This is a genomic window from Phyllobacterium sp. 22552, from assembly GCF_052044585.1.
GTDB classification, from domain to species: domain Bacteria; phylum Pseudomonadota; class Alphaproteobacteria; order Rhizobiales; family Rhizobiaceae; genus Phyllobacterium; species Phyllobacterium ifriqiyense.
The window spans coordinates 51,823-72,384 of sequence record NZ_JBQENG010000012.1 but is presented as its reverse complement, the minus strand read 5'-3'; the positions used below and the strand labels follow the sequence as shown (position 1 = coordinate 72,384).

The following is a 20,562-nucleotide window of genomic DNA, read 5'->3' as shown; positions in this document are numbered from 1 at the left end:
GCTTCAAATGCCGGGACTCACCGGCAGAACGTATTTAAAGAGAGGACCAGGGATGGTCAGTTTCGGCGGCTTAGCTCGCAAGCTTTTTGGCTCTTCAAACGAGCGTCGCGTAAAAGGATTCAAGCCTCGCGTTGATGCAATCAATGCGCTTGAACCGGAAATTTCGGCCTTAACGGACGAACAACTCAAGGGCAAGACTGCGGAGTTCCGAGCGCAGTTGGCAAATGGCACAAAGCTGGATGACCTGCTGGTGCCCGCATTTGCTGTGGCACGCGAGGCCGCCAAGCGCGTTCTCGGCATGCGTCCCTTCGACGTCCAGCTTATCGGCGGCATGGTCCTGCATGAGGGCGGCATTTCGGAAATGCGGACCGGCGAAGGCAAGACACTCGTCGCGACCTTGCCGGTTTATCTGAATGCGCTAGAGGGCAAGGGTGTTCACGTCGTTACCGTCAACGACTATCTGGCCAGCCGCGATGCGCATTGGATGGGCCAAATCTATAATTTCCTCGGCCTAAGCTACGGCATCATCGTCCACGGACTCGATGATGAAGAACGCGCCAAAGCCTATAATGCCGATATTACCTACGCGACCAATAATGAGCTGGGCTTCGATTATCTGCGCGATAACATGAAGTACGAGCGCGTGCAGATGGTTCAGCGCCCGCACAATTATGCCATCGTCGACGAAGTGGATTCGATCCTTGTCGATGAGGCGCGTACGCCGCTGATCATTTCAGGCCCGCTGGATGACCGCTCCGATTTCTATAATCTCATCGATACATTCATCCTGCCCCTGCAGCCGGAAGATTATGAAATCGATGAAAAGCAGAAAACCGCTATCTTCACGGAAGACGGCACGGAAAAGCTGGAAAACCTGCTTCGCGATGCCGGACATCTGAAGGGTGATGGTCTTTACGATATTGAGAACGTTGCCGTCGTCCATCACGTCAATAATGCACTTCGCGCCCACAAGCTTTTCCAGAAGGACAAGGATTACATCGTTCGCAACGATGAAATCGTCATCATTGATGAGTTCACCGGCCGCATGATGCCGGGCCGCCGTTTCTCGGAAGGTCTGCATCAGGCGCTTGAAGCCAAGGAACATGTGACAATCCAGCCGGAAAACCAGACACTGGCTTCAATCACTTTCCAGAATTATTTCCGCATGTACAAGAAGCTGGCCGGTATGACCGGTACGGCCTCCACCGAAGCGGAAGAGTTCGGCAATATTTACGGTCTTGAGGTTACGGAAATTCCGACAAACAATCCGGTCAAGCGTCTGGATGAAGATGACGAAGTTTACCGGACTGTCGAAGAAAAATATAAAGCCATTGTTCGCGATATCCGCGAAGCAGCGGCAAAGGGCCAGCCTGTCCTCGTCGGTACGACCTCCATCGAGAAGTCCGAGCAACTGGCCGATCGCCTGCGCAAAGAAGGTTTCAAGGACTTTCAGGTTCTGAACGCCCGGTATCATGAGCAGGAAGCCTATATTGTGGCACAGGCGGGCGTGCCGGGTGCTATTACAATCGCTACGAACATGGCTGGTCGCGGCACCGACATTCAGCTCGGCGGCAATCTCGAAATGCGCATTGCGCGTGAACTCGACGACATGCCTGCTGGCGAAGAGCGCAAGGCCAAGGAAGACGCTATTCGTGCCGACATCGCTGTCCTGAAGGAAAAAGCGCTGGCTGCGGGCGGTCTTTACGTTTTGGCGACGGAGCGGCATGAAAGCCGCCGCATCGACAATCAGCTGCGCGGTCGTTCAGGCCGTCAGGGTGATCCGGGCCGTTCGAAATTCTTCCTGTCCCTGCAGGACGATCTGATGCGTATCTTCGGTTCCGAGCGCATGGATGGAATGTTGCAGAGACTGGGTCTCAAGGAGGACGAAGCCATTGTCCACCCTTGGATCAACAAGGCACTTGAAAAAGCGCAGAAGAAGGTCGAAGCGCGCAACTTCGATATCCGCAAGAACCTTCTGAAATATGACGATGTGATGAATGATCAGCGTAAAGTGATCTTCGAGCAGCGTCTCGAAATCATGGATGGCACGGACCTCAGCCAGACGACCAAGGAAATGCGCGAGGACGTGGTTGAGGACCTGACCAACCGGCATACGCCGGAAGGCGCTTATGCGGAACAGTGGAACATCAAGCAGCTGGATGAAGACGTCCGCAATATTCTCAATCTCGACCTTCCGGTAACAGATTGGGCGCTTGAAGACGGTATAACGTCAGATGATGTTCGTGAACGCCTGTTCGACGCGGTCGAAAAGGCTGCGGCGGATCGTGCTGAGCGCTTTGGGCCCGAAATCATGGCCTATGTCGAAAAATCGATCATACTTCAGAGCCTTGATGCGCTTTGGCGCGAGCATCTGGTCAATCTTGATCACTTGCGTTCGGTGGTAGGTTTCCGTGGTTATGCGCAGCGTGACCCGCTCAATGAATACAAGACCGAAGGATTCGAGCTGTTCCAGACAATGCTGGTCAACCTGCGCCAAAACGTGACATCGCAATTGATGCGCGTTGAACTGGTTCGGGATGCGGCAGCTACTCAAGAGCCGGAATTGCCTCCGATGGAAGGCCATCATATTGATGGCACGACCGGCGAAGATGATTTCGGCGAAGGCAGCATGCTTGCCGTGCAAGAAGATTTGCGCATCGTGGATCCGGCGGATCGCGACCCCAATAATCCACAAAGCTGGGGCAAGATTGGCCGCAACGAAGCCTGTCCTTGCGGCTCGGGCAAGAAGTACAAACACTGCCACGGCTCTTTTGCCTGATTACAAAAAAGGCCGCTTTAACGCGGCCTTTTCATTACCGAGCATTCGTGTCTACTTTTCGAACCGTTTCTAAAGGTTTACTGAGTAAAGCTCCCTCATTGGCCATAATTGGAGCTGCCCATTGCGATTTTCTGCGGTACAGACTGCAGACCGGTTTCTGCCGGAGAAACTGACCCGCCAGCTCCATCCATGGCTCCTTCGCCTGGATGCTTTGCTTGACGGGACCAATCAGCACGCCGTAGCGCAGCGCGTCTCGTTGATTGCTTTCGGCATTCGTATTATCAGTGCAGCCATAGCTCTCCTGTCGCAGGTCATATTCGCCCGCTGGATGGGGCAATTTGAATATGGAATTTTTGTTCTCGTATGGGTGACAGTCGTCATCCTTGGCAATCTTTCCTGTCTCGGCTTCCAGACCAGTATTATCCGCTATGTCCCGGAATATCTTGAGAGCAACCAGCTAAATCGCCTGCGCGGTATCCTGTTTACCAGCAAGATATTTGCCATATCCATGACGACCTTTCTGGCGCTTGCCGCCGCGGCAGGCATTTATCACTTCCGCGATGCGCTGGAAGCTTACTATGTCACGCCCTTCCTGCTTGGATTTGTTTGTCTTCCGATGATCGCCCTCGGCGATACGCTTGACGGCACAGCACGCTCACGCTCATGGGTTCTGGTTGCCCTCACCCCAACCTATATCGTCAGGCCGGTCCTGACCCTCATCATCATGAGCATTGCCCATGCGGCCGGCTTTACGCCGACAGCTATTATCGCCGTGATCTGCTCAATTATCGCGACCTATCTTACAACGCTGGTTCAATTGCTCGTGGTCAATAACCGGTTCAAGTCTGTTATTCCTCCTGGAAACAGGTCCATTCGTTTCGGCGAATGGTTCACAGTCTCGCTACCTATCTTCCTTGTTGAGGGCTTTTTCTTTCTTCTCACCAATGCGGACGTGCTGATGGTCGGGCGGTTCATGGAGCCTGACAAGGTCGCCACCTATTTTGCCACTGTGAAACTTCTGGCTCTCGTGCACTTTGTCTATTTCTCGGTAAAAGCCGGTGCCGCGCAGCGATATTCCGAACTGATCCATACAACCGACCACGCCCAACTGGCTGCATTTGCAAGAGACACGGCGCGCTGGACATTTTGGCCCTCTCTTGCAATGGCGCTGGTGCTGCTTTTGCTGGGCAAACCACTGCTCTACCTGTTCGGTGACGAATTCACGGAGGGCTATCCCCTCCTTTTCATCATGGTTATCGGTGTGGTTGCCCGGGCGTCGGTTGGGCCGGCTGAAAGCCTGCTGAACATGGCCGGAAAACAAAAAATCTGTGCTGCAGTTTATGCTCTCACACTGATTGTTAATATCTGTCTCAGCATTGTGCTCATCCCGGCCTATGGTTTGACCGGAGCCGCATGCGCCACCGCTTTTTCAATGGTATTTGAAGCTGTGACCTTAACGCTGACTGTTTACAAACGTCTGAACATTACGATGTTCGTTTTTGCCGGCAGGGTAATCGAGAAACCTGCCAAGGAAGAAGTCTGATGGCCGCGATCCCGCTCCTTGAAGAACTGGCCGGTGGTCCTTCTGCGCATATCATTGCGCAGTTGTCGGGCATGGAATCTTCGCGCGATGCGACAAAGCAGTTCGAGGAAACTCTTAGCACGCACGCCATTCCCCGCAAGCTTTCCATCTATTCGGCTTCCGCCGGTTTTGAACTCCTTGATGAGCTGGAATATCTCACCTACCGGACGATCGAGCCAAACATCTTTTTCAATCCCCGGTTTCTGGCGCCCGCCATGCCACGCCTCGATGACAGGCAGGTCCGGTTCATGGTTATGCGCGACGAGAACGACATCAAAAGCCGCCTTCGCTTCCTGATGCCCTACACGATAGAGCGCCCGGGCTTTGCTTTTTCAGGTTCGATCTTGCGCGCTTGGGCGACGCCGTTTGGACCACAGGGAACGCCTTTGATCGATCGCGACGACCCCGTTGGCGTTCTGAATGATCTCTTCGATATGCTGGGCCGCAAACATCTGAAACTACCGGAAATCCTGGTTTTCCCGGATATGCTGCTTGACCGCCCAGTGGCGCAGCTTATCCGTTCAATAGCCATGGAACGGAACCTGCCACTGGTCACGACGCACCAGATGGAACGTCCCGCAATTGAAAGTACCAAAGAGGGGGCCGAATATTTACGCGAAGCCATTGGCGCAAAACATACCAAGGAGTACCGCCGGCTCTGGCGGCGTCTCTCAGAAAAAGGCGCCCTCACTTACGTCGTCAGCCGTAGCGAAGAGGATATAAGACACAAACTCGAGGATTTCCTGGCACTGGAAGCCAGTGGCTGGAAGGGACAGCGCGGCTCGGCGATGGCCGTAGACCGGTTCCGTGCGGCCTTTGCGCGTGAGGCCGTCAACAATCTTGCTGCACGTGATCTGGCTCGCATCCATACGCTGGAATTGGATGGCAAAGTAATCGCGGTGCTGATCGTGTTCATCGAAGCGGGCGACGCGTGGACTTGGAAAACCGCCTATGATGAGCGTTTGGCGAGTTTCTCGCCGGGTGTTCTTTTGATGATTGAAGTGCTGAAGAATCATTTGGAAGATCCCAATATTGACCGGACTGATTCTTGCGCCGTGCCGGATCACCCCGTTGCGTCTCGTCTTTTCCAGGAGCGGGAGAAAATCGGAACTCTGGTCATCGGCCTTACCCCGCAAGCAGATCGCGCCACCCGGCAGGCGGCTTCACAGATCCACCTTTACCGGCGCACCCAGAATATTGCCCGCCTCATGCGCGAGCGCTTGCGCAATTTGACCGGACGAAACTAGACCCTTTCTTGCTTATGCTTGGCATAGCCCAGATTTATCAGATGGCGCATGACATCGGCCGGAACATCAGCATCTGAAAACTGGTCATGATATGCTCCCGTATGCTCGAAGGGGTTTTCAGATACGTGGTCCCCATTGTTTTCGGCATCCGACCCCAACAGCACATAAGCAGCATGCCCGGCGCTCTGCAGTGTAAACCCGCAATAGTCGGCAATGTCTGCGGCGATCTTCTCGGGATACTGCAGCAAGTCCTCCTGTCTTATTGCAAGGTGATCAACCCGATCTTTCCATGAAAGCCAGGCTTCAATGGAATTCACCCACCGTTTGAAACCTGGGCCGGGATCTTTCTCTATGGTCTTGCGCAACATGCTGGCGACAACGTCGCGCCCATCACGATAAATGTAGATAATTTTGGCATTAGGAAAATGGGCTTTGACAGCGTCAACGTGGAAAACATAATCCGACCACTTGTCTCCCCAACGCCAAGCATCACGCCTGCCATAGACCGAGTGCAAGGCTGCCGAATAACCTTGCTCCGCCTCCAAACCTGTCAGCTCGATTTTATAGTGCCAGAACTGCAGCCAAAGGTTTTTCTCCACTTGAGCACGTTTGTTCTCAAGCCACTCAGCCAATGAAAACTGCTCTTGCCAAGCGGGCCACGCAAACAATGCCCATTCATTGGAAATCATCATTCCATTATCGTTCAAAATCCGAACAATGGCGGTCGTACCACTTCTTTGACACCCGCAAACTATTATCGGGCTGCCTTCAGCATGTTCATTCATTAATCTTCCCCAATTTAGATTTATTTTCTACAGGATCGGAAGAACTCACAATACAGATCACGACAAAATAGCCCCCAACACATTGATTTAATATTGTATCTTCTCGCCCTTGAGAAATTTGATCGAGCAAAAGACAGCGCGGTGGCGCCGCCCTGAGAAAACATCTCAACTGAAATCCGTTTCACACACGGCCCATCACGCGCTAAACAGACGACTACCGCTGATCAATTGGAATGAAGCCTATGACCGATACAGTTACCGACCGCTTTCTTCGCTATGTCGTGATCGACACCCAGTCGGATGCCAGTTCTTCAACACAGCCCACGACCCAGAAGCAGCTTGATCTTGGCCGCATACTTGTCGCTGAACTGCTCGAAATTGGCCTGACCGACGCCCATCTGGACGAACATGGTTATGTCTATGCAACCATCCCCTCCAATGTCGACAAGGACGTGCCGGTCATTTGTTTCTGTTCGCACATGGATACGGCGCCCGATTTCACAGGGACAAATGTGAAGCCCCAACATGTGCTGAATTATCAAGGCGGGGACATTCAGCTGACCGGAGATACGCAGCAGATCATTCGCGTGAAAGATCATCCTGTCCTGCTTGATCAGATTGGCAACGACATCATCACAACCGACGGCACCACTTTGCTTGGAGCCGACGACAAAGCGGGTCTCGCCGAGATCATGACGGCTGCGCAAATCCTCATGGATAATCCCGACATCAAACATGGCACCATTCGCATCCTGTTTACGCCGGATGAGGAAGTAGGGCGCGGCGCTGACAAGGTTGACCTTGAAAAGCTCGGTGCGCAATTTGCCTATACTGTCGACGGTGAAACCGCCGGACATATTGAAGATGAGACATTCTCGGCAGATGGCGTTGAGATCACCATTCAGGGTGTCGCAATCCATCCGGGTTTTGCCAAGGACAAGATGGAAAACGCCATCAAGATCGCCAGCGCGATTATTGCCGCTTTACCCAAGAATATTGCCCCCGAAACGACTGAAGGCCGCGAAGGTTTTATTCATCCGGTCAATATTACGGGTTCCATGGAAAAGGCCACGCTCGCCCTTATCATCCGTGACTTTAACGATGAGGGTCTGGCGGTAAAGGAAGCCATGCTGGAAGATCTGGTCAAGAAAGTGATCTCCGATTTCCCCGGCTCTTCTTACAAATTCACTGTGAAACAGCAGTATCGCAATATGAAAGCGATTCTCGACCGGAACCCCGAGATCGTGGAAAACGCAATCGAAGCGATTCGGCGCGCGGGCATGAAACCCGTGCGCGGCAGCATAAGAGGTGGCACGGATGGCTCAAGACTATCCTATATGGGCCTTCCTTGTGCAAACCTCTTTGCCGGCGGCCATGCCTTTCACTCGCCGCTAGAATGGGTCAGCAGGCAGGACATGGAAAGAGCTGTAAAGACAATCGTGGAATTGGCAAAAATATGGGAGGAACGCGCGTGAGGATGGCTCATCGCTTCATGCGTCCGCGTTGCCCACAAGTGGGCTAACGGTAATCTCATTGAACATTCCTCATTTAAGTTTCTATAGAGTTCGGAGGAAACACATGGGGGGGGAAATGATCGTCTGTGGAGTTGACTTAAAATCAAGTGAAGCGCGGCTAGTTTTGGTCTCGGTGGAGAACAACGACCCACATCTCATACCGTGTAAAACAAAGAAGCTCACTTTAGGAGACGATAAAGACAGCAGCGCTATCAAGTCGTTCCTTCAAGCCATAAAAACCTTTGCCCACGAAAACGGTGTCGCTGTCTTTGCAATTAAAGCGAGAGCGAAAGGCGGGCAAATGGGTGGAGGAGCTATATCATTTAAAATTGAAACACTCTTTCAGCTTTCAGATTGTGACGTGGTGTTTGTCAACGCTACCGCGCTGTCAAAATTTTCAAAGACAAACTTGGGAGGGATTCCAGACGGCGTACTAAAGTACCAATACGATGCCTACCGTTGCGGAGTGTTCCAGCTCGCCAAAGCCGGAAGATTATAATGGCTCTGGATTTTTCGCTTTTGCCGGAGTCCATCAGGCAAAAAGCCGAGGAGCTGACCAAAAATATAGAATTCAAACTGATGAACGACAAGGGAGCCAACGGTCATGTGCTGATCGGCTACAACACGCTCCTAAAGCGCGATGTCGTTGTAAAGTTCTACTATTGGGGTAACGGAGATCATGCAGAACCCGCCGTACTCGCTCAACTCGAATCCGATCACATTCTTAAGGTATATCATGCTGAAAGCATCAATAAAGACGATGCGTTTTTTATGACGCAGTATTGCACGTCTGGTGACTTAGACGACGCCTTGAAGAGTCGAAAATTTGGGACTGTTGAGGCGATTGATGTACTGAGCCAGATTGCAGGCGGGGCAAGCTTTTTGCATGGGAATGGCTACCTACACCGTGACTTGAAGCCTGCAAATATCTTTTGTTTGTCCAAGGACAAGTTCGTAATTGGAGATTTTGGTTCTGTTGTCGTCCAGAACGACGAGGGCTACGCAAAAACACTAACCCGACATTCGCTTCTTTATCGCCCACCTGAAGAGCTCGAAGAGAAACGGTCGTATCGTGAAGGGGATATATATCAGCTGGGGATGATTTTTTATCAACTCTTAGGTGGTCACCTGCCCTACGAAGAACGTGCATGGCTTTCTGAAAAAGAGGCCATAAAATATGACGGCCTCGGCGGTTGGGAACAGCAAAATTATGCCACGTCGATCATCGAATCAAAAATTGTTCGAGATCGTGTCGTTAATCGCTCAACGCTTCCCGCATGGGTACCGGCTGGTCTTAAAACGGTGGTTAGAAGATGCTGCGCTACCAAACGCGAAGACCGTTATTCGTCAGTCGCAGATCTGGTAGTACAATTAAATAATTTGAGAAGTACAGTTCCCGAATGGCGCGTTGGCGAAAATCCCATACTACATCGGGGCAAGAGACGGTTTCGTATCGTCCCACACAAAGGCAGCTATGTCATTGAAAAGTGTATTGGCGCTCAATGGAGAAAGGACCGGACTTTCTTACCAGAGACTTTGTTTGATGCAGTCAAATTCGCAGAGCAGCTTTAATCCTCTACTCTATTGAGTCCTAGACAAGCCTACATCATACTTTGGTGTCCGCCGTGAGCCACGTATGGATGCTCAACGCCCTGCTTAAATGATGTCGTGAAAAGCCTCTGGTGCCCCTTGCCGGAATCGAACCAGCACTCCTTGCGGAACCTGATTTTGAGTCAGGCGCGTCTACCAATTCCGCCAAAGGGGCCGCCAAAAAGCGTCGGAGATAAGCGAACTCAACTCCGTGACAGCCAAATACATGCAGAGGGCACCTTCGGTCAACAGCAATAAAAGCTTTTATCACGGATAACACACTCGTGTGTTGCCCCTGCCAGCGGTCAAAGCTAGAGGCGGGTGCAAGATACCTGCCAGCGAGGTTGCGAAAATTGATCGTCCCGATTCCATTTGGCGAATGTTTGCTCTAAGAGACCTTGCATATTTACTCCAGGCGGGAACCGATAATGCTGCGCAGACTGTATGATTGGACAATGTCACTGGCCGCGCGCAAGTCGGCTGAAGCATGGCTTGCGGTCATTGCCTTTGTCGAGAGCTCGGTTTTCCTCGTTCCCGCAGACGTGCTTTATCTGCCGATGGCCCTTGCCCGTCCCGAACGAGCCTATCGCTATGCGCTGGTTGCCACTATTGCCTCTGTGCTTGGCGGAATAGCCGGCTGGATGCTGGGCTTTTATGCTTATGAAACCCTCGCCAAGCCGATACTTGAAATGTATGGCAAGCTTGATGCCTTTGAGGCCATGCGCGGCTCCACCAGCGCTGACGCGATCCTGCTCCTGCTTGTTACATCAGGACTTGCTCACCTGCCTCCCATCAAGGTAGTCACCATTCTTTCAGGCGCGGCGGGTATCAACATCTGGCTGTTCATCGTCTCGGCAATTATCGCACGCGGTGCGCGCTTCTTCTTTCTCGCATGGCTTTTGCGCCGTTACGGCGAACCGATCCGCGATTTTATCGAAAAACGCCTCGGACTCATTGCCGGTGCAGCGGCGCTCATCCTGATTCTGCTCTACGCCGTGTTCCATTATCTTCATCTGTAGTTGCGTCAATTCAAGAGGACCAGCGCCGTCATGACCAATACCAAACCCCATTTGAAGACTGCACTTTTTCTGCTGCTGGCCATGATTGTCACAGTCGGCTCGGCATTGGGTTTTCAACATATTGGCGGCTATCTCCCCTGCAAGCTATGCCTTGAGCAGCGCTATCCCTATTATGCGGGTATCCCCCTGATGGTGCTGGCGGTCGCTTCATCTTCCCTGAAATGGCCTGCAGGTCTGACGCGGTTGCTTCTGGCTCTGGGCGGTCTGCTTATGCTAATCGGCCTTGGCCTTGCAATATTTCATGCGGGCGTGGAGTGGAAATTCTGGGCGGGCCCAACTGATTGCACGGCGGTGGCAATGTCGATCACAACGGACGCAGGCAGCCTTCTAAGCGATATGAATTCTGTTCGCCCGCCTGCATGCGATACCGCAGCTCTGCGCGTTCTCGGCCTGTCCTTTGCTGGCTGGAATGCCATTGCAAGCTTAGTTCTGATGATCGTAGCATTTCGCGGCGCAGCGAAATCCTAAATCTAATCCACAACGCAGAAACCTTCTGAGAATTCATCCCGATGAGTCAGGTGATGTGATTTTTGAGAACCGTAGCGCAGCGAACTTTCGGGTTCGTGAGCAACGGAAGCGCAGAAAATTGCAACAGATGGCCATCGGGGTGGATTGGCAGGAGGTTTCTACGGCTCGAGCTCGACATCCCAATAAAGATAATCCATCCAGCTTTCATGCAGATGGTTTGGCGGGAACATGCGGCCATTATTATGCAGATCGTGAACTGTCGGCGGGTAAGGCTTTTGCCTCGGCCACATCTTGGCGCGATCCGGCATAAGGCCTCCCTTGCGTAGATTGCAGGGCGAACAGGCAGCGACAACATTTTCCCAAACTGTTTCGCCACCGGCGCATCGGGGGATGACATGGTCGAATGTCAGATCTTCTTCCGAACCGCAATATTGGCATTCGAAGCGATCGCGCAGGAAAACATTAAACCGCGTAAAAGCCGGGTTGCGCGACGGCTTGATATAGCTTTTCAGCGAAACGACACTTGGCAAACGCATCGCAAATGAAGGCGACGAGACTTCATGCTCGTATTCGGCCACGATATTCACACGGTCAAGAAAAACCGCCTTGATCGCGTCCTGCCAGGACCAAAGCGACAAGGGATAATAACTGAGCGGACGATAGTCCGCATTAAGTACCAGAGCCGGCAGTCCGTCCGGCGAGACGGCTATTGTCAAGGAATCAACTCCAATCCAACCATCAGGCCTTCATATTGTAAGCTTGACGTGACAGGAATGTGAAGCGAATTGCTGCGCGGCAGCAGAAAAAGCACCGTTATTTCAACTTCATGCGACGGGTGTAGCATCACGGCCACGGGTTGCGGCGTAGTAAGCCCAGAAAAGTCTGGCAGCCACACCCCGCCAAGGCGACCAGCGCTCGGCAAAAGTCTTCAATGTTTTCGAATCCGGCCGCACTGATTCGCCATATGCATGCGCATAGGCATGTTGAAGCGCGACATCCCCTGCGGGAAAGACATCCGCATGACCGGCTGAAAAAAGCAGATAGACCTCGGCGGTCCATGGGCCAATCCCCTTGACGTTCGTCATCACCTGCATCGCCTCTTCGATGGGCCGCTCACAAAGGTCGAACAGGTCGAGTTCGCTGGCGACGATCGATTGGCTTATCCGGGCGAGCGTCGCCTGCTTGGCGCGGGAAAGACCCGCGATTCGCCACGCTTCCTCGCCCCCTGCCAGATAGTTTTCCGGCGTCAGCGGGTCGATAACGCCAATGAGGCGTTTCCATATAGAATCGGCGCTCGCCTTGGACACCTGCTGGGAAACGATGACCGATGCCAGGCTTTCAAAACCCGGCGCGGAGCGACGCAAAGGCAACGGTCCAGCCTTCTCCGCAACCACCGCCAGTTCGGGATGAGCGCGCAACAGGTCCGCAAGGCCTTCGGCAATATCGTCGAGTGTATCAATTCTGCGCATATGTCTTCATCCTTGCATGATCCGGCAAACACCGTATCAATGAGTGTGAACAACGCCAAGAATGTCCAGCGCGCATGACAGTTCCGGTTTTCAGATTCGCACCCAGCCCCAATGGCTCCCTTCATCTCGGCCATGCCTATTCCGCTCTTCTGAATCAACGGATGGCACAGAATATGGGTGGCCGGATGCTGCTCCGCATGGAGGATATAGATCGCGAACGCTGCACACCCGAACTTGAGCATTCAATGCTGAATGATTTGGAATGGATTGGCCTGAATTGGGAACAGCCTGTTCGCCGCCAGTCGGAACATTTTCCAATCTATCAGGAAGCTCTGGATCGCCTCGTCAAAATGGAACTTGTCTATCCGGCATTTCTTAGCCGCAGTGGTATCAAGCGGGAGATCGAGCGTTCCAACATGGATGATTGGCCGCGCGATCCGGACGGCGCGCCATTCTACCCTCCGATTGAACGCCTGCTTTCAAAGCGCGAACAGCAAACACGCATGGCAAGGGGAGACCCTTATGCTTGGCGCTTGAACATGGACCGCGCTCTTGAGGTGGCAGGAACGCAACTGATCTGGCATGAATTTGGTTCGCGTGAACACAAGGTCAATGCCCGGCCTCAGGACTGGGGCGACGTCATCATCGCCCGACGCGATATGCCCACCAGTTATCATCTCTCCGTCGTCATTGATGATGCTTTGCAAGGCATTACCCATGTGGTTCGTGGCAAGGATCTCTATCACGCCACCAGCGTTCACCGCCTGCTTCAACACCTCTTCGGCATTGAACCGCCGCTCTACCACCATCATAGGCTCGTTCTGGATAATGACGGCAACAAATTATCGAAAAGCCGCAGGGATACGTCCCTGCGATCTTTGCGTGAGCGAGGGGTAACACGTCAGGAGATATGTGATTTGATCGGTTTATGATCTATCGCATCTCACTTTGCGGGTATAAGTCAGTTGTCTCCTTCAATGATCCGGCTGTACCCCCAATGTCCGTACGCTTCCTTCCAGCCCTGTTCGTTCTTCTGTGGGCTACCGGCTTTATCGGCGCGCGCTACGCGATGCCCTATATGGAACCGTTTCTGTTTCTCATGGCACGCTTTGCCATTGCAGGCGCAATATTAGGCGTATGGGTTATTCTGGCGGGCAATAATTGGCCCGATAGGCGCGGAGCGATGCACGCAATCATCGCCGGCTGCCTGATCCATGGCGCTTATCTCGGAGCTGTGTTCTGGGCCATTCACAAGGGCTTGCCCGCTGGCATGTCTGCATTGGTCGTCGGCCTGCAACCCCTGATCACTGCGCTGATTGCGGGTGTAACGCTTGGCGAAAAAATACAGCCGCGTCATTGGGCGGGACTGGGTGTCGGCTTCATTGGCGTTGCCATGGTGCTTTGGCCCAAGCTTTCGATTTCTGCCGATGGTATTACCCCGGCAACTGTCGGCGCTTCGATCTTTTCGGTCATTGCCATCAGCGTCGGCACCGTCTGGCAGAAACGCTTTGTTGGCCAGATTGATTTAAAGGCAGGAACAACCTTGCAATATCTGGGTGCGATGGTGGTCATGGCAATCATGACATTGTTGTTCGAGACTCATGAAATCATCTGGTCAGGCTCACTGGTATTCGCCATGTTCTGGCTGGTCGTCGTTCTTTCCATCGGCGCGGTCCTGCTGCTGATGATCCTGATCAACCAAGGCGCAGTCTCGAAAGTCGCGTCGCTGTTTTATCTCGTGCCCGGCGTCACGGCCCTGATGGCCTATGTCCTTTTCGGGGAGACATTGACGTTATTTCAGCTGGTTGGCATGGCCATTGCCACGTTGGGCGTTGCGCTTTCGACCGCAGGTCAAAGCCGCCGCGCCACCCTTCCCTCGCGATAGATAATAATCGCAGCGTTTATTTCAGCTCCGATAATGAAGATGGCTGCGATTATATAAAGGAAAACAATAGCGGCCATAATCGAAGCAAGTCCCGCATAGGTCGAGATATAAGACGCAAATGTCTCCAGATAGCTGGCAAAGATCGTGGCCCCAATAGTCCAGGCAATCAGTGTAAGCAGAATGCCGGGCAGAATATCCACAAAACGCCTGTGCCCTGCTGGCAGCCAGAGATGAACCACAAGAAGGCCGATGATGAGCACGGCCGATGCAATGCAATAGCGCCAGAAGCTGATCGTTCCCGATAGAAGATAAATTTCAGGATACCATTTCGAAGCGATCCGCATCGCCAGCGGGGCAAGCACCAGCAGAAAGCTGATCGCCATGATGCCGATGGTCGCGATAATCACATAGCCAAGACTTTGCAGACGGCAATAAATGATCGAGCGCGTATCCACCACACGATAAGCCCGGTTGAGCGCGACCCGCAAAGCTTCAATACCATTGGATGCAAAGTAGGCAGCGGCAATCACGCTGATTGTCAACAACCCGCCGCGCTGCACATTGAGAACATTGCTCACTTCCTGCTTGATTGGGTTGGCGATCACCTCCGGCCAGGTGTCGAATACGACATGCACTGCCGTCTCGGTAAAAGCACTTGCTCCGAGGAAACTCGCCAATGCCGTGGCAAAAATCAGAAACGGAAAAAGCGCCATGATTCCTGACAGCGCAACATGGCTCGCCAGTGCCCATCCATCATCCGTGCTGAAATGCCCCAGAGCGTCACCAAGAATACGCCGAAGAAAACCATATAGTTTACGCATCAATGCAGGTTTGCCCCCATGGTCATGTACGCGAGATTGCAAGGCACAAACGAATATGTGAAGTGTTTTTTTGCGCAACCTATTGAATCGAAACCATGCCCCGTTCCAGAACGATTTTGATTACAGGATGTTCCAGCGGCATGGGCGCTTATTGTGCACGCGCCCTGAAGGCTGATGGCTGGACCGTTTTTGCTACTGCCCGCAAATTATCTGACATAGATGATCTTAAAGCGGAAGGCTTTTCGGCTCATTACCTTGACTATAGCGAGGCGCAATCCATCAGGGATACGGTCAGGGCTGTTCTTGAACAGACCGGCGGCACGCTCGACGCACTCTATAATAATGGCGCTTACGCGGTGCCCGGCGCTGTGGAGGATTTGCCGACAACGGCGTTACGCGAGCAATTTGAAGCAGCATTTTTTGGTTGGCATGAGTTGACGCAACTTATTGTTCCGGTGATGCGGCGGCAGGGTCATGGGCGAATTGTCCACTGTTCATCAATTCTCGGCTTGGTACCCATGAAACTGCGCGGAGCTTACGTCGCTTCGAAATTTGCACTCGAAGGGTTGATGACAACACAGCGGATGGAACTGGCTGGCTCCGGCATTCATGTATCGCTGCTCGAGCCGGGGTCGATCGAGTCCCATTTCAGGACCAATGCGGCGGCCCAAATAAGCAAATATATCGATATTGAAAAATCAGTGCATCGCGAGCAATACGAGAGAGAAATCGCCAAATTCTCACAGGCAAAGCCGCCACGATTCGCGCTTGGGCCAGATGCCATTTACAAGGTTCTGAAACACGCATTGGAAAATGAGCGTCCCAGACCCCATTATGTGGTGACGGTTCCAGCTAAGCTGGCAAGTTTTGCCAAAAGAATGCTATCGGCACGTGCGCTATATCGCATGCTTGCGAGCCAATCATGACAGGAGCAGACTGCAAGTCAGCCTGATAAGGAATAACATCATGGACATCATCTTCAAGTTTCTGGCAATTGTCGCCATTGCCGCCGTCGCTATCGTGCTTCTCGTCGGTCTGCGCAACATGATGAAGGGCGGCGATGCCAACTTCTCCAACAAGATGATGCAACTGCGTATTCTGCTGCAGCTCGTTGCCATCATCCTGATTGTTGGCGCCATCTACTTCCATCGCGCTGCAGGCTAGGGCGGATATAATGGTCAAGCTCAACAAGATTTATACGCGCACCGGCGATGATGGCACCACCGGCCTCAGCACTGGAGCGCGCCGTTTAAAGCATGACTTGCGCGTAGAGGCTTACGGCACTGTGGACGAGGCAAATTCCTTTGTTGGCCTCGCCCGATTGCATACGGAACGGGATTATCCCGAACTCGATGCCATGCTTTTTCGAATACAGAATGATCTTTTCGATCTCGGGGCTGATCTTGCCACCCCGGATACGGGTGAAACTCTCGCCTACGAGCCTTTGCGCATCATCGATACCCAGGTTTCAAGAGTTGAAGCTGATATTGACCAACTGAACGAAAAGCTTGAGCCTTTGCGCTCCTTCGTGCTGCCGGGAGGCTCCCCTGCATCAGCCGCTTTGCACCTGGCGCGCACGGTTTCGCGCCGTGCAGAACGTCAAATGGTCGAGCTTTCTCAAAGGCCCGATGAGATCGTCACGCCCGCCGCATTGAAATACATCAACCGCGTTTCCGATTTCCTGTTTGTTGCGGCTCGGGTTGTCAATGACAATGGCGCGAAAGACGTGTTATGGGTGCCGGGTAAAAATCGCTGACAGGCCTGAGGCAGGAACCCGGAATTAATGTTCATTCCACTATATGACGCCAATCGCCTCAAATACATCAAACTACAATATGTTACGCTTTCACTCATTGTTTTGAATGTTATGGTTTTTGGGCTTGTGGCCCTTTTCGATCCGGACACCCAAAAAGCCTCAATGATATTTGGCTACATCCCCGCCGTAGCGCAGGGTCTGGTTGTTCGCCCGCCGGAATATGACTTCATAGCTAGTGGATGGACCTACATCACCTATACGTTCATGCATGCCGACATCTACCATCTCGGCGGAAATATGCTGTTTCTCTGGGTTTTCGGCGACAATGTCGAAGATGCCATGGGGCATATAAAATTCCTGATCTTTTATTTTCTTTGCGGTGCCGCCGGTGCCTTAATGCACGGTTTTGTTTTTTCCGACTCTCATGGCCCATTGATTGGCGCATCGGGAGCGATATTCGGGGTCGTCGCCGCTTATCTCATGCTTCACCCGCGGGTCTGGGTTTGGGTCTTCGCCTTCGGACGCATTCCTTTGCCGCTTCCGGCAATCTATCTGCTTGCACTTTGGATCGCCGAACAGTTCTTGATGCTCTTCGTACATGGCGATGAACGCATCTCCTGGTCGGCCCATATCGGCGGAATTATTTCGGGCGCATTGCTGGTTGGTATTCTCAAACGCTGGAGCATTCCGCTGTTTGATCGCACCATTGTCACACCTCGCGCCGTCGTGACCGAAGACAAGCAAAACAATGAGGCCTGAAGCCGCGGCTTCAAGGTAGCGAAGAACTTACCTGTCTAAATTGGGAATCTGCTGGAGGTTGTTTGTAGACAATACCAAAGCTTTGGCTCAAATTCACCACGCACATTGGTTTCGGTGCGCTTCCAGTGTCCACGTCACGTCTCTCGATATCCGGTAGAAAGACACCAATGTTTATTCCACTGCATGACGCCAACAGCTTAAAATACATCAAGCTGCAATATGTGACACTTTCGCTGATAGCGCTGAATGTCATCATTTTTGCGCTGACCAGCATTGCCGGAGATCATGCGGAAGCCACAATTATTGGACTTGGCTATATACCCGCCATTGTCCATGACCTTGCAGCTCTGCCTGCAGCCTATGATATTGTGCCGCCAAATGCCACTTACATCACCTACGCATTTCTCCATGCCGACATTTTCCACCTCGGCGGCAATATGCTGTTTCTCTGGGTATTTGGAGACAATATTGAAGACGCTCTCGGCCACGTAAAATTTTTGATCTTCTATCTTTTGTGTGCGGCGGCGGGAGCTTTTCTCCATGGCGTCATTCTGCCGGATTCAGAGGCGCCGCTGATAGGCGCTTCCGGTGCCATAGCGGGTATTGTTGCCGCCTATCTTATACTCCATCCTCGCGTGAAAGTATGGGTTCTGGCCTTTGGACGAATTCCGCTGCGCATCCCGGCGATCTATCCACTCGTCCTTTGGGTTGCCCTGCAATTCGGTATGCTTTTGTGGGGTGGCGATGAGCAAATATCGTGGCCGGCGCATGTAGGCGGGATTATAGCAGGTGCATTGCTCATTCTCATTTTGAAGCGCCGCAATGTTCCGCTTTTTGACCGTGCCATAGTCTCTCCGCGTGCCGTCGTGGTCGAAAAAGAGCCAGCTATCGCCGTCACGCAAACCGAGCCTGCGAAATGGGGCAGATAGACCCACATCATTCAATCGGTTGAAGTACAGATTGTCGCATACCGCGCATTGACCTTTACGTCACTCATATTTACGGTCCCGCGCTGTTCAGACACAAACGTGTCGCTTTTTTCACCTCAATGTCGGCATCCGGCAAGCAGGTACTGTGATAGGACAGTTAAAGCTGTCATTTGAATGTTGAAGAGGGAGTCCCCATGAAAGTCCTCGTACCGGTAAAGCGGGTAGTCGATTACAACGTCAAGATCCGCGTCAAAGGTGACGGTTCAGGCGTTGAGCTTGCAAATGTGAAAATGTCGATGAATCCGTTCGACGAAATCGCGGTCGAGGAAGCGCTTCGTTTGAAGGAAGCCGGCAAGGTCGAGGAAGTTGTCGTCGTGTCGATTGGCCCGGCGCAGGCGCAGGAAACTTTGCGCACAGCACTCGCCATGGGTGCGGACCGTGCCATTCTGGTCAAGGTCGACGATATTGTCGAGCCGCTGGCCGTCGCCAAGATTTTGAAGGGCGTCGTTGAAGCCGAACAGCCGCAGCTCGTTATTCTTGGCAAGCAGGCAATCGATGACGATGCCAACCAGACCGGCCAGATGCTGTCAGCGCTGCTCGGCTGGAGCCAGGCCACCTTCGCCTCCAAGGTTGAACTTGGTGACAAGTCGGCCAAGGTAACACGCGAAGTTGATGGCGGCCTGCAGACCATTGAAGTCACTTTGCCGGCAATCGTCACCACCGATCTGCGATTGAACCAGCCGCGTTATGCTTCGCTGCCCAATATCATGAAGGCTAAGAAGAAGCCTCTCGATGAGAAGTCAGCTGCTGATTACGGCGTTGACACTGCGCCGCGCCTCAAGGTCCTGAAGACTGAAGAGCCGGGCGGACGCAAGGCTGGTGTGAAGGTCAAGGACGTTGCGGAGCTTGTCTCCAAGCTGAAGAACGAAGCTGGCGTTCTTTAAGGAAAAGGATAAGGAATTCACCATGGCTATTCTTCTTTTTGCCGAACACGATAACGAAACCCTTTCCGACCAGACAGCCAAGGCTTTGACCGCAGCGCTCGCCATCGGTTCGGATGTGCATGTGCTGGTAGCCGGAAAAGGCGCCAAGGGCGTTGCAGATCAGGCTGCCAAGCTTGCGGGCGTCAAGAAGGTTTTGCTGGCCGATAGCGATGATCTGGCCAACCGCCTCGCCGAAGCTACCGCTGCATTGATCGTCTCGATTGCCGACGGCTATGACACGATCATCGCCGCTGCCACCACCAACGGCAAAAACATCTTGCCGCGCGTTGCAGCGCTGCTCGATGTCATGCAGGTGTCAGACATTATCGAAGTTATCTCGGCTGACACATTCAAGCGTCCGATCTATGCGGGCAATGCCTTGCAGACGGTGCAGGCCACCGATGCCAAGAAGGTTATCACGGTTCGCACGGCAACCTTTGCCGCTGCTGGCGAAGGCGGATCAGCCTCCGTCGAGACCATTTCGGCGGCTGCCAATCCTGGCCTTTCGACCTTTGTTGAAGCAAAGCTTTCCGGTGGCGATCGTCCTGAGTTGACCTCGGCGAAGATCATCATTTCCGGCGGACGTGCTCTTGGCTCTAACGAAAAGTTCAAGGAAGTGATCCTCCCGGTTGCTGACAAGCTCGGCGCTGCGGTTGGTGCTTCGCGTGCGGCTGTCGATGCTGGCTATGCACCGAATGACTGGCAGGTTGGACAAACAGGCAAGGTTGTCGCGCCTGACCTTTACATCGCCGTGGGCATTTCCGGCGCGATCCAGCATCTGGCCGGCATGAAGGACTCCAAGGTCATTGTTGCCATAAACAAGGACGAAGAAGCACCGATTTTCCAGGTTGCCGATTACGGCCTCGTTGGCGATCTCTTCGTTATCCTGCCGGAACTTGAAAAGGCGCTGTAAAAA

At 52.9% G+C, this 20,562-nt stretch carries 21 protein-coding genes and 1 tRNA gene; 17 read left to right on the top strand and 5 right to left on the bottom strand.

All coding sequences use genetic code 11. The annotated features are described in order from the left end of the window. Positions 1-52: 52 nt before the first annotated feature. The 3 genes from secA to bspF all read left to right on the top strand — a co-directional run bounded on the left by secA (position 53) and on the right by bspF (position 5,608). Positions 53-2,779 carry a preprotein translocase subunit SecA gene (gene secA, locus ACTJI9_RS21880; protein WP_354347343.1) on the top strand — a complete coding sequence of 909 codons (2,727 nt, stop codon included), beginning with the start codon at positions 53-55 and terminating at the stop codon, positions 2,777-2,779. Between the two features lie 121 nt (positions 2,780-2,900). Next, entirely contained in the window at positions 2,901-4,322 is a 1,422-nt protein-coding gene (locus tag ACTJI9_RS21875) for a lipopolysaccharide biosynthesis protein (RefSeq protein WP_115055446.1), read from the top strand. Further along, positions 4,322-5,608 carry a type IV secretion system effector crotonyl transferase BspF gene (bspF, locus tag ACTJI9_RS21870; RefSeq protein ID WP_440810926.1) on the top strand — a complete coding sequence of 429 codons (1,287 nt, stop codon included), beginning with the start codon at positions 4,322-4,324 and terminating at the stop codon, positions 5,606-5,608. Before ACTJI9_RS21875 ends, bspF begins: the two co-directional genes overlap by 1 nt. On the opposite strand, the gene ACTJI9_RS21865 is transcribed toward bspF, so the two are convergent. After that, positions 5,605-6,393: a sulfotransferase family protein gene (locus ACTJI9_RS21865; RefSeq protein ID WP_336442357.1), complete on the bottom strand. Its 789-nt coding sequence runs from the start codon at positions 6,391-6,393 to the stop codon at positions 5,605-5,607. The two genes, bspF and ACTJI9_RS21865, sit on opposite strands and share 4 nt — an antisense overlap. Positions 6,394-6,635: 242 nt before the next feature. Here ACTJI9_RS21865 and pepT point away from each other — a divergent pair, with 242 nt between their 5' ends. The 3 genes from pepT to ACTJI9_RS21850 all read left to right on the top strand — a co-directional run bounded on the left by pepT (position 6,636) and on the right by ACTJI9_RS21850 (position 9,479). Then, a complete protein-coding gene (pepT, locus tag ACTJI9_RS21860; protein WP_440810924.1) occupies positions 6,636-7,868 on the top strand; it encodes a peptidase T in 1,233 nt (410 codons plus the stop codon). A 103-nt stretch (positions 7,869-7,971) separates the two neighbouring features. Further along, positions 7,972-8,406 carry a DUF3010 family protein gene (locus ACTJI9_RS21855; RefSeq protein ID WP_440810922.1) on the top strand — a complete coding sequence of 145 codons (435 nt, stop codon included), beginning with the start codon at positions 7,972-7,974 and terminating at the stop codon, positions 8,404-8,406. Further along, on the top strand, positions 8,406-9,479 hold the full coding sequence (locus ACTJI9_RS21850; protein ID WP_115055457.1) for a protein kinase domain-containing protein: 1,074 nt from the start codon (positions 8,406-8,408) through the stop codon (positions 9,477-9,479). Before ACTJI9_RS21855 ends, ACTJI9_RS21850 begins: the two co-directional genes overlap by 1 nt. 108 nt (positions 9,480-9,587) lie before the next feature. Here ACTJI9_RS21850 and ACTJI9_RS21845 read toward each other — a convergent pair. Further along, positions 9,588-9,672, bottom strand: a tRNA-Leu gene (locus ACTJI9_RS21845). 253 nt (positions 9,673-9,925) lie between these two features. Between ACTJI9_RS21845 and ACTJI9_RS21840 the strand changes: the two genes are divergently transcribed. Beyond that, entirely contained in the window at positions 9,926-10,516 is a 591-nt protein-coding gene (locus tag ACTJI9_RS21840) for a YqaA family protein (protein WP_440810920.1), read from the top strand. A gap of 30 nt (positions 10,517-10,546) precedes the next feature. After that, positions 10,547-11,044, top strand: a complete 498-nt coding sequence (locus ACTJI9_RS21835; RefSeq protein WP_336442353.1) for a disulfide bond formation protein B — start codon at positions 10,547-10,549, stop codon at positions 11,042-11,044. A gap of 158 nt (positions 11,045-11,202) precedes the next feature. Here ACTJI9_RS21835 and ACTJI9_RS21830 read toward each other — a convergent pair whose 3' ends face one another. Both ACTJI9_RS21830 and ACTJI9_RS21825 read right to left on the bottom strand, forming a co-directional pair. Continuing rightward, positions 11,203-11,760, bottom strand: coding sequence for an HNH endonuclease (locus tag ACTJI9_RS21830; protein ID WP_008127884.1), 558 nt, complete (start codon positions 11,758-11,760; stop codon positions 11,203-11,205). 108 nt (positions 11,761-11,868) lie between these two features. Next, the gene (locus ACTJI9_RS21825; protein WP_440810916.1) at positions 11,869-12,513 is read right to left on the bottom strand and encodes a DNA-3-methyladenine glycosylase family protein; all 645 of its coding nucleotides are present in this window, start codon (positions 12,511-12,513) and stop codon (positions 11,869-11,871) included. A 74-nt stretch (positions 12,514-12,587) separates the two neighbouring features. Here ACTJI9_RS21825 and gluQRS point away from each other — a divergent pair, with 74 nt between their 5' ends. Next, a complete protein-coding gene (gene gluQRS / locus ACTJI9_RS21820; RefSeq protein WP_440810914.1) occupies positions 12,588-13,445 on the top strand; it encodes a tRNA glutamyl-Q(34) synthetase GluQRS in 858 nt (285 codons plus the stop codon). Positions 13,446-13,510: 65 nt separating this feature from the next. Next, on the top strand, positions 13,511-14,398 hold the full coding sequence (locus tag ACTJI9_RS21815) for a DMT family transporter (protein WP_115055575.1): 888 nt from the start codon (positions 13,511-13,513) through the stop codon (positions 14,396-14,398). On the opposite strand, the gene ACTJI9_RS21810 is transcribed toward ACTJI9_RS21815, so the two are convergent. Further along, entirely contained in the window at positions 14,365-15,219 is an 855-nt protein-coding gene (locus ACTJI9_RS21810) for a YihY/virulence factor BrkB family protein (protein WP_115055466.1), read from the bottom strand. The genes ACTJI9_RS21815 and ACTJI9_RS21810 overlap by 34 nt on opposite strands. Positions 15,220-15,314: 95 nt before the next feature. Between ACTJI9_RS21810 and ACTJI9_RS21805 the strand changes: the two genes are divergently transcribed. From ACTJI9_RS21805 to ACTJI9_RS21775, 7 genes are all read left to right on the top strand, one after another. Then, positions 15,315-16,145 (top strand): SDR family oxidoreductase, encoded by an 831-nt coding sequence (locus ACTJI9_RS21805; RefSeq protein ID WP_336442350.1) that lies wholly within the window; start codon positions 15,315-15,317, stop codon positions 16,143-16,145. 40 nt (positions 16,146-16,185) lie between these two features. After that, entirely contained in the window at positions 16,186-16,383 is a 198-nt protein-coding gene (locus ACTJI9_RS21800) for a twin transmembrane helix small protein (RefSeq protein WP_307280322.1), read from the top strand. 10 nt (positions 16,384-16,393) lie between these two features. Next, positions 16,394-16,975, top strand: a complete 582-nt coding sequence (locus ACTJI9_RS21795) for a cob(I)yrinic acid a,c-diamide adenosyltransferase (RefSeq protein ID WP_307280325.1) — start codon at positions 16,394-16,396, stop codon at positions 16,973-16,975. Positions 16,976-17,002: 27 nt separating this feature from the next. Then, positions 17,003-17,734: a rhomboid family intramembrane serine protease gene (locus ACTJI9_RS21790; protein WP_440810911.1), complete on the top strand. Its 732-nt coding sequence runs from the start codon at positions 17,003-17,005 to the stop codon at positions 17,732-17,734. A 167-nt stretch (positions 17,735-17,901) separates the two neighbouring features. Then, on the top strand, positions 17,902-18,663 hold the full coding sequence (locus tag ACTJI9_RS21785) for a rhomboid family intramembrane serine protease (protein WP_440810909.1): 762 nt from the start codon (positions 17,902-17,904) through the stop codon (positions 18,661-18,663). Between the two features lie 194 nt (positions 18,664-18,857). Then, positions 18,858-19,607, top strand: a complete 750-nt coding sequence (locus tag ACTJI9_RS21780) for an electron transfer flavoprotein subunit beta/FixA family protein (protein ID WP_307280332.1) — start codon at positions 18,858-18,860, stop codon at positions 19,605-19,607. A gap of 22 nt (positions 19,608-19,629) precedes the next feature. Continuing rightward, positions 19,630-20,559: an FAD-binding protein gene (locus tag ACTJI9_RS21775; RefSeq protein ID WP_115055481.1), complete on the top strand. Its 930-nt coding sequence runs from the start codon at positions 19,630-19,632 to the stop codon at positions 20,557-20,559. Positions 20,560-20,562: the final 3 nt, after the last annotated feature.

Bases quoted from the DNA above. Each gene is read 5' to 3' on its own strand.
- ACTJI9_RS21800 (WP_307280322.1), top strand. From the start codon at position 16,186: ATGGACATCATCTTCAAGTTTCTGGCAATTGTCGCCATTGCCGCCGTC.
- ACTJI9_RS21805 (WP_336442350.1), top strand. From the start codon at position 15,315: ATGCCCCGTTCCAGAACGATTTTGATTACAGGATGTTCCAGCGGCATG.
- ACTJI9_RS21795 (WP_307280325.1), top strand. From the start codon at position 16,394: ATGGTCAAGCTCAACAAGATTTATACGCGCACCGGCGATGATGGCACC.
- ACTJI9_RS21840 (WP_440810920.1), top strand. From the start codon at position 9,926: ATGCTGCGCAGACTGTATGATTGGACAATGTCACTGGCCGCGCGCAAG.
- ACTJI9_RS21810 (WP_115055466.1), bottom strand. From the start codon at position 15,219: ATGCGTAAACTATATGGTTTTCTTCGGCGTATTCTTGGTGACGCTCTG.
- ACTJI9_RS21865 (WP_336442357.1), bottom strand. From the start codon at position 6,393: ATGAATGAACATGCTGAAGGCAGCCCGATAATAGTTTGCGGGTGTCAA.
- secA (WP_354347343.1), top strand. From the start codon at position 53: ATGGTCAGTTTCGGCGGCTTAGCTCGCAAGCTTTTTGGCTCTTCAAAC.
- bspF (WP_440810926.1), top strand. From the start codon at position 4,322: ATGGCCGCGATCCCGCTCCTTGAAGAACTGGCCGGTGGTCCTTCTGCG.
- pepT (WP_440810924.1), top strand. From the start codon at position 6,636: ATGACCGATACAGTTACCGACCGCTTTCTTCGCTATGTCGTGATCGAC.
- ACTJI9_RS21790 (WP_440810911.1), top strand. From the start codon at position 17,003: ATGTTCATTCCACTATATGACGCCAATCGCCTCAAATACATCAAACTA.
- gluQRS (WP_440810914.1), top strand. From the start codon at position 12,588: ATGACAGTTCCGGTTTTCAGATTCGCACCCAGCCCCAATGGCTCCCTT.
- ACTJI9_RS21785 (WP_440810909.1), top strand. From the start codon at position 17,902: ATGTTTATTCCACTGCATGACGCCAACAGCTTAAAATACATCAAGCTG.
- ACTJI9_RS21775 (WP_115055481.1), top strand. From the start codon at position 19,630: ATGGCTATTCTTCTTTTTGCCGAACACGATAACGAAACCCTTTCCGAC.
- ACTJI9_RS21855 (WP_440810922.1), top strand. From the start codon at position 7,972: ATGGGGGGGGAAATGATCGTCTGTGGAGTTGACTTAAAATCAAGTGAA.
- ACTJI9_RS21825 (WP_440810916.1), bottom strand. From the start codon at position 12,513: ATGCGCAGAATTGATACACTCGACGATATTGCCGAAGGCCTTGCGGAC.
- ACTJI9_RS21835 (WP_336442353.1), top strand. From the start codon at position 10,547: ATGACCAATACCAAACCCCATTTGAAGACTGCACTTTTTCTGCTGCTG.
- ACTJI9_RS21815 (WP_115055575.1), top strand. From the start codon at position 13,511: ATGTCCGTACGCTTCCTTCCAGCCCTGTTCGTTCTTCTGTGGGCTACC.
- ACTJI9_RS21850 (WP_115055457.1), top strand. From the start codon at position 8,406: ATGGCTCTGGATTTTTCGCTTTTGCCGGAGTCCATCAGGCAAAAAGCC.
- ACTJI9_RS21780 (WP_307280332.1), top strand. From the start codon at position 18,858: ATGAAAGTCCTCGTACCGGTAAAGCGGGTAGTCGATTACAACGTCAAG.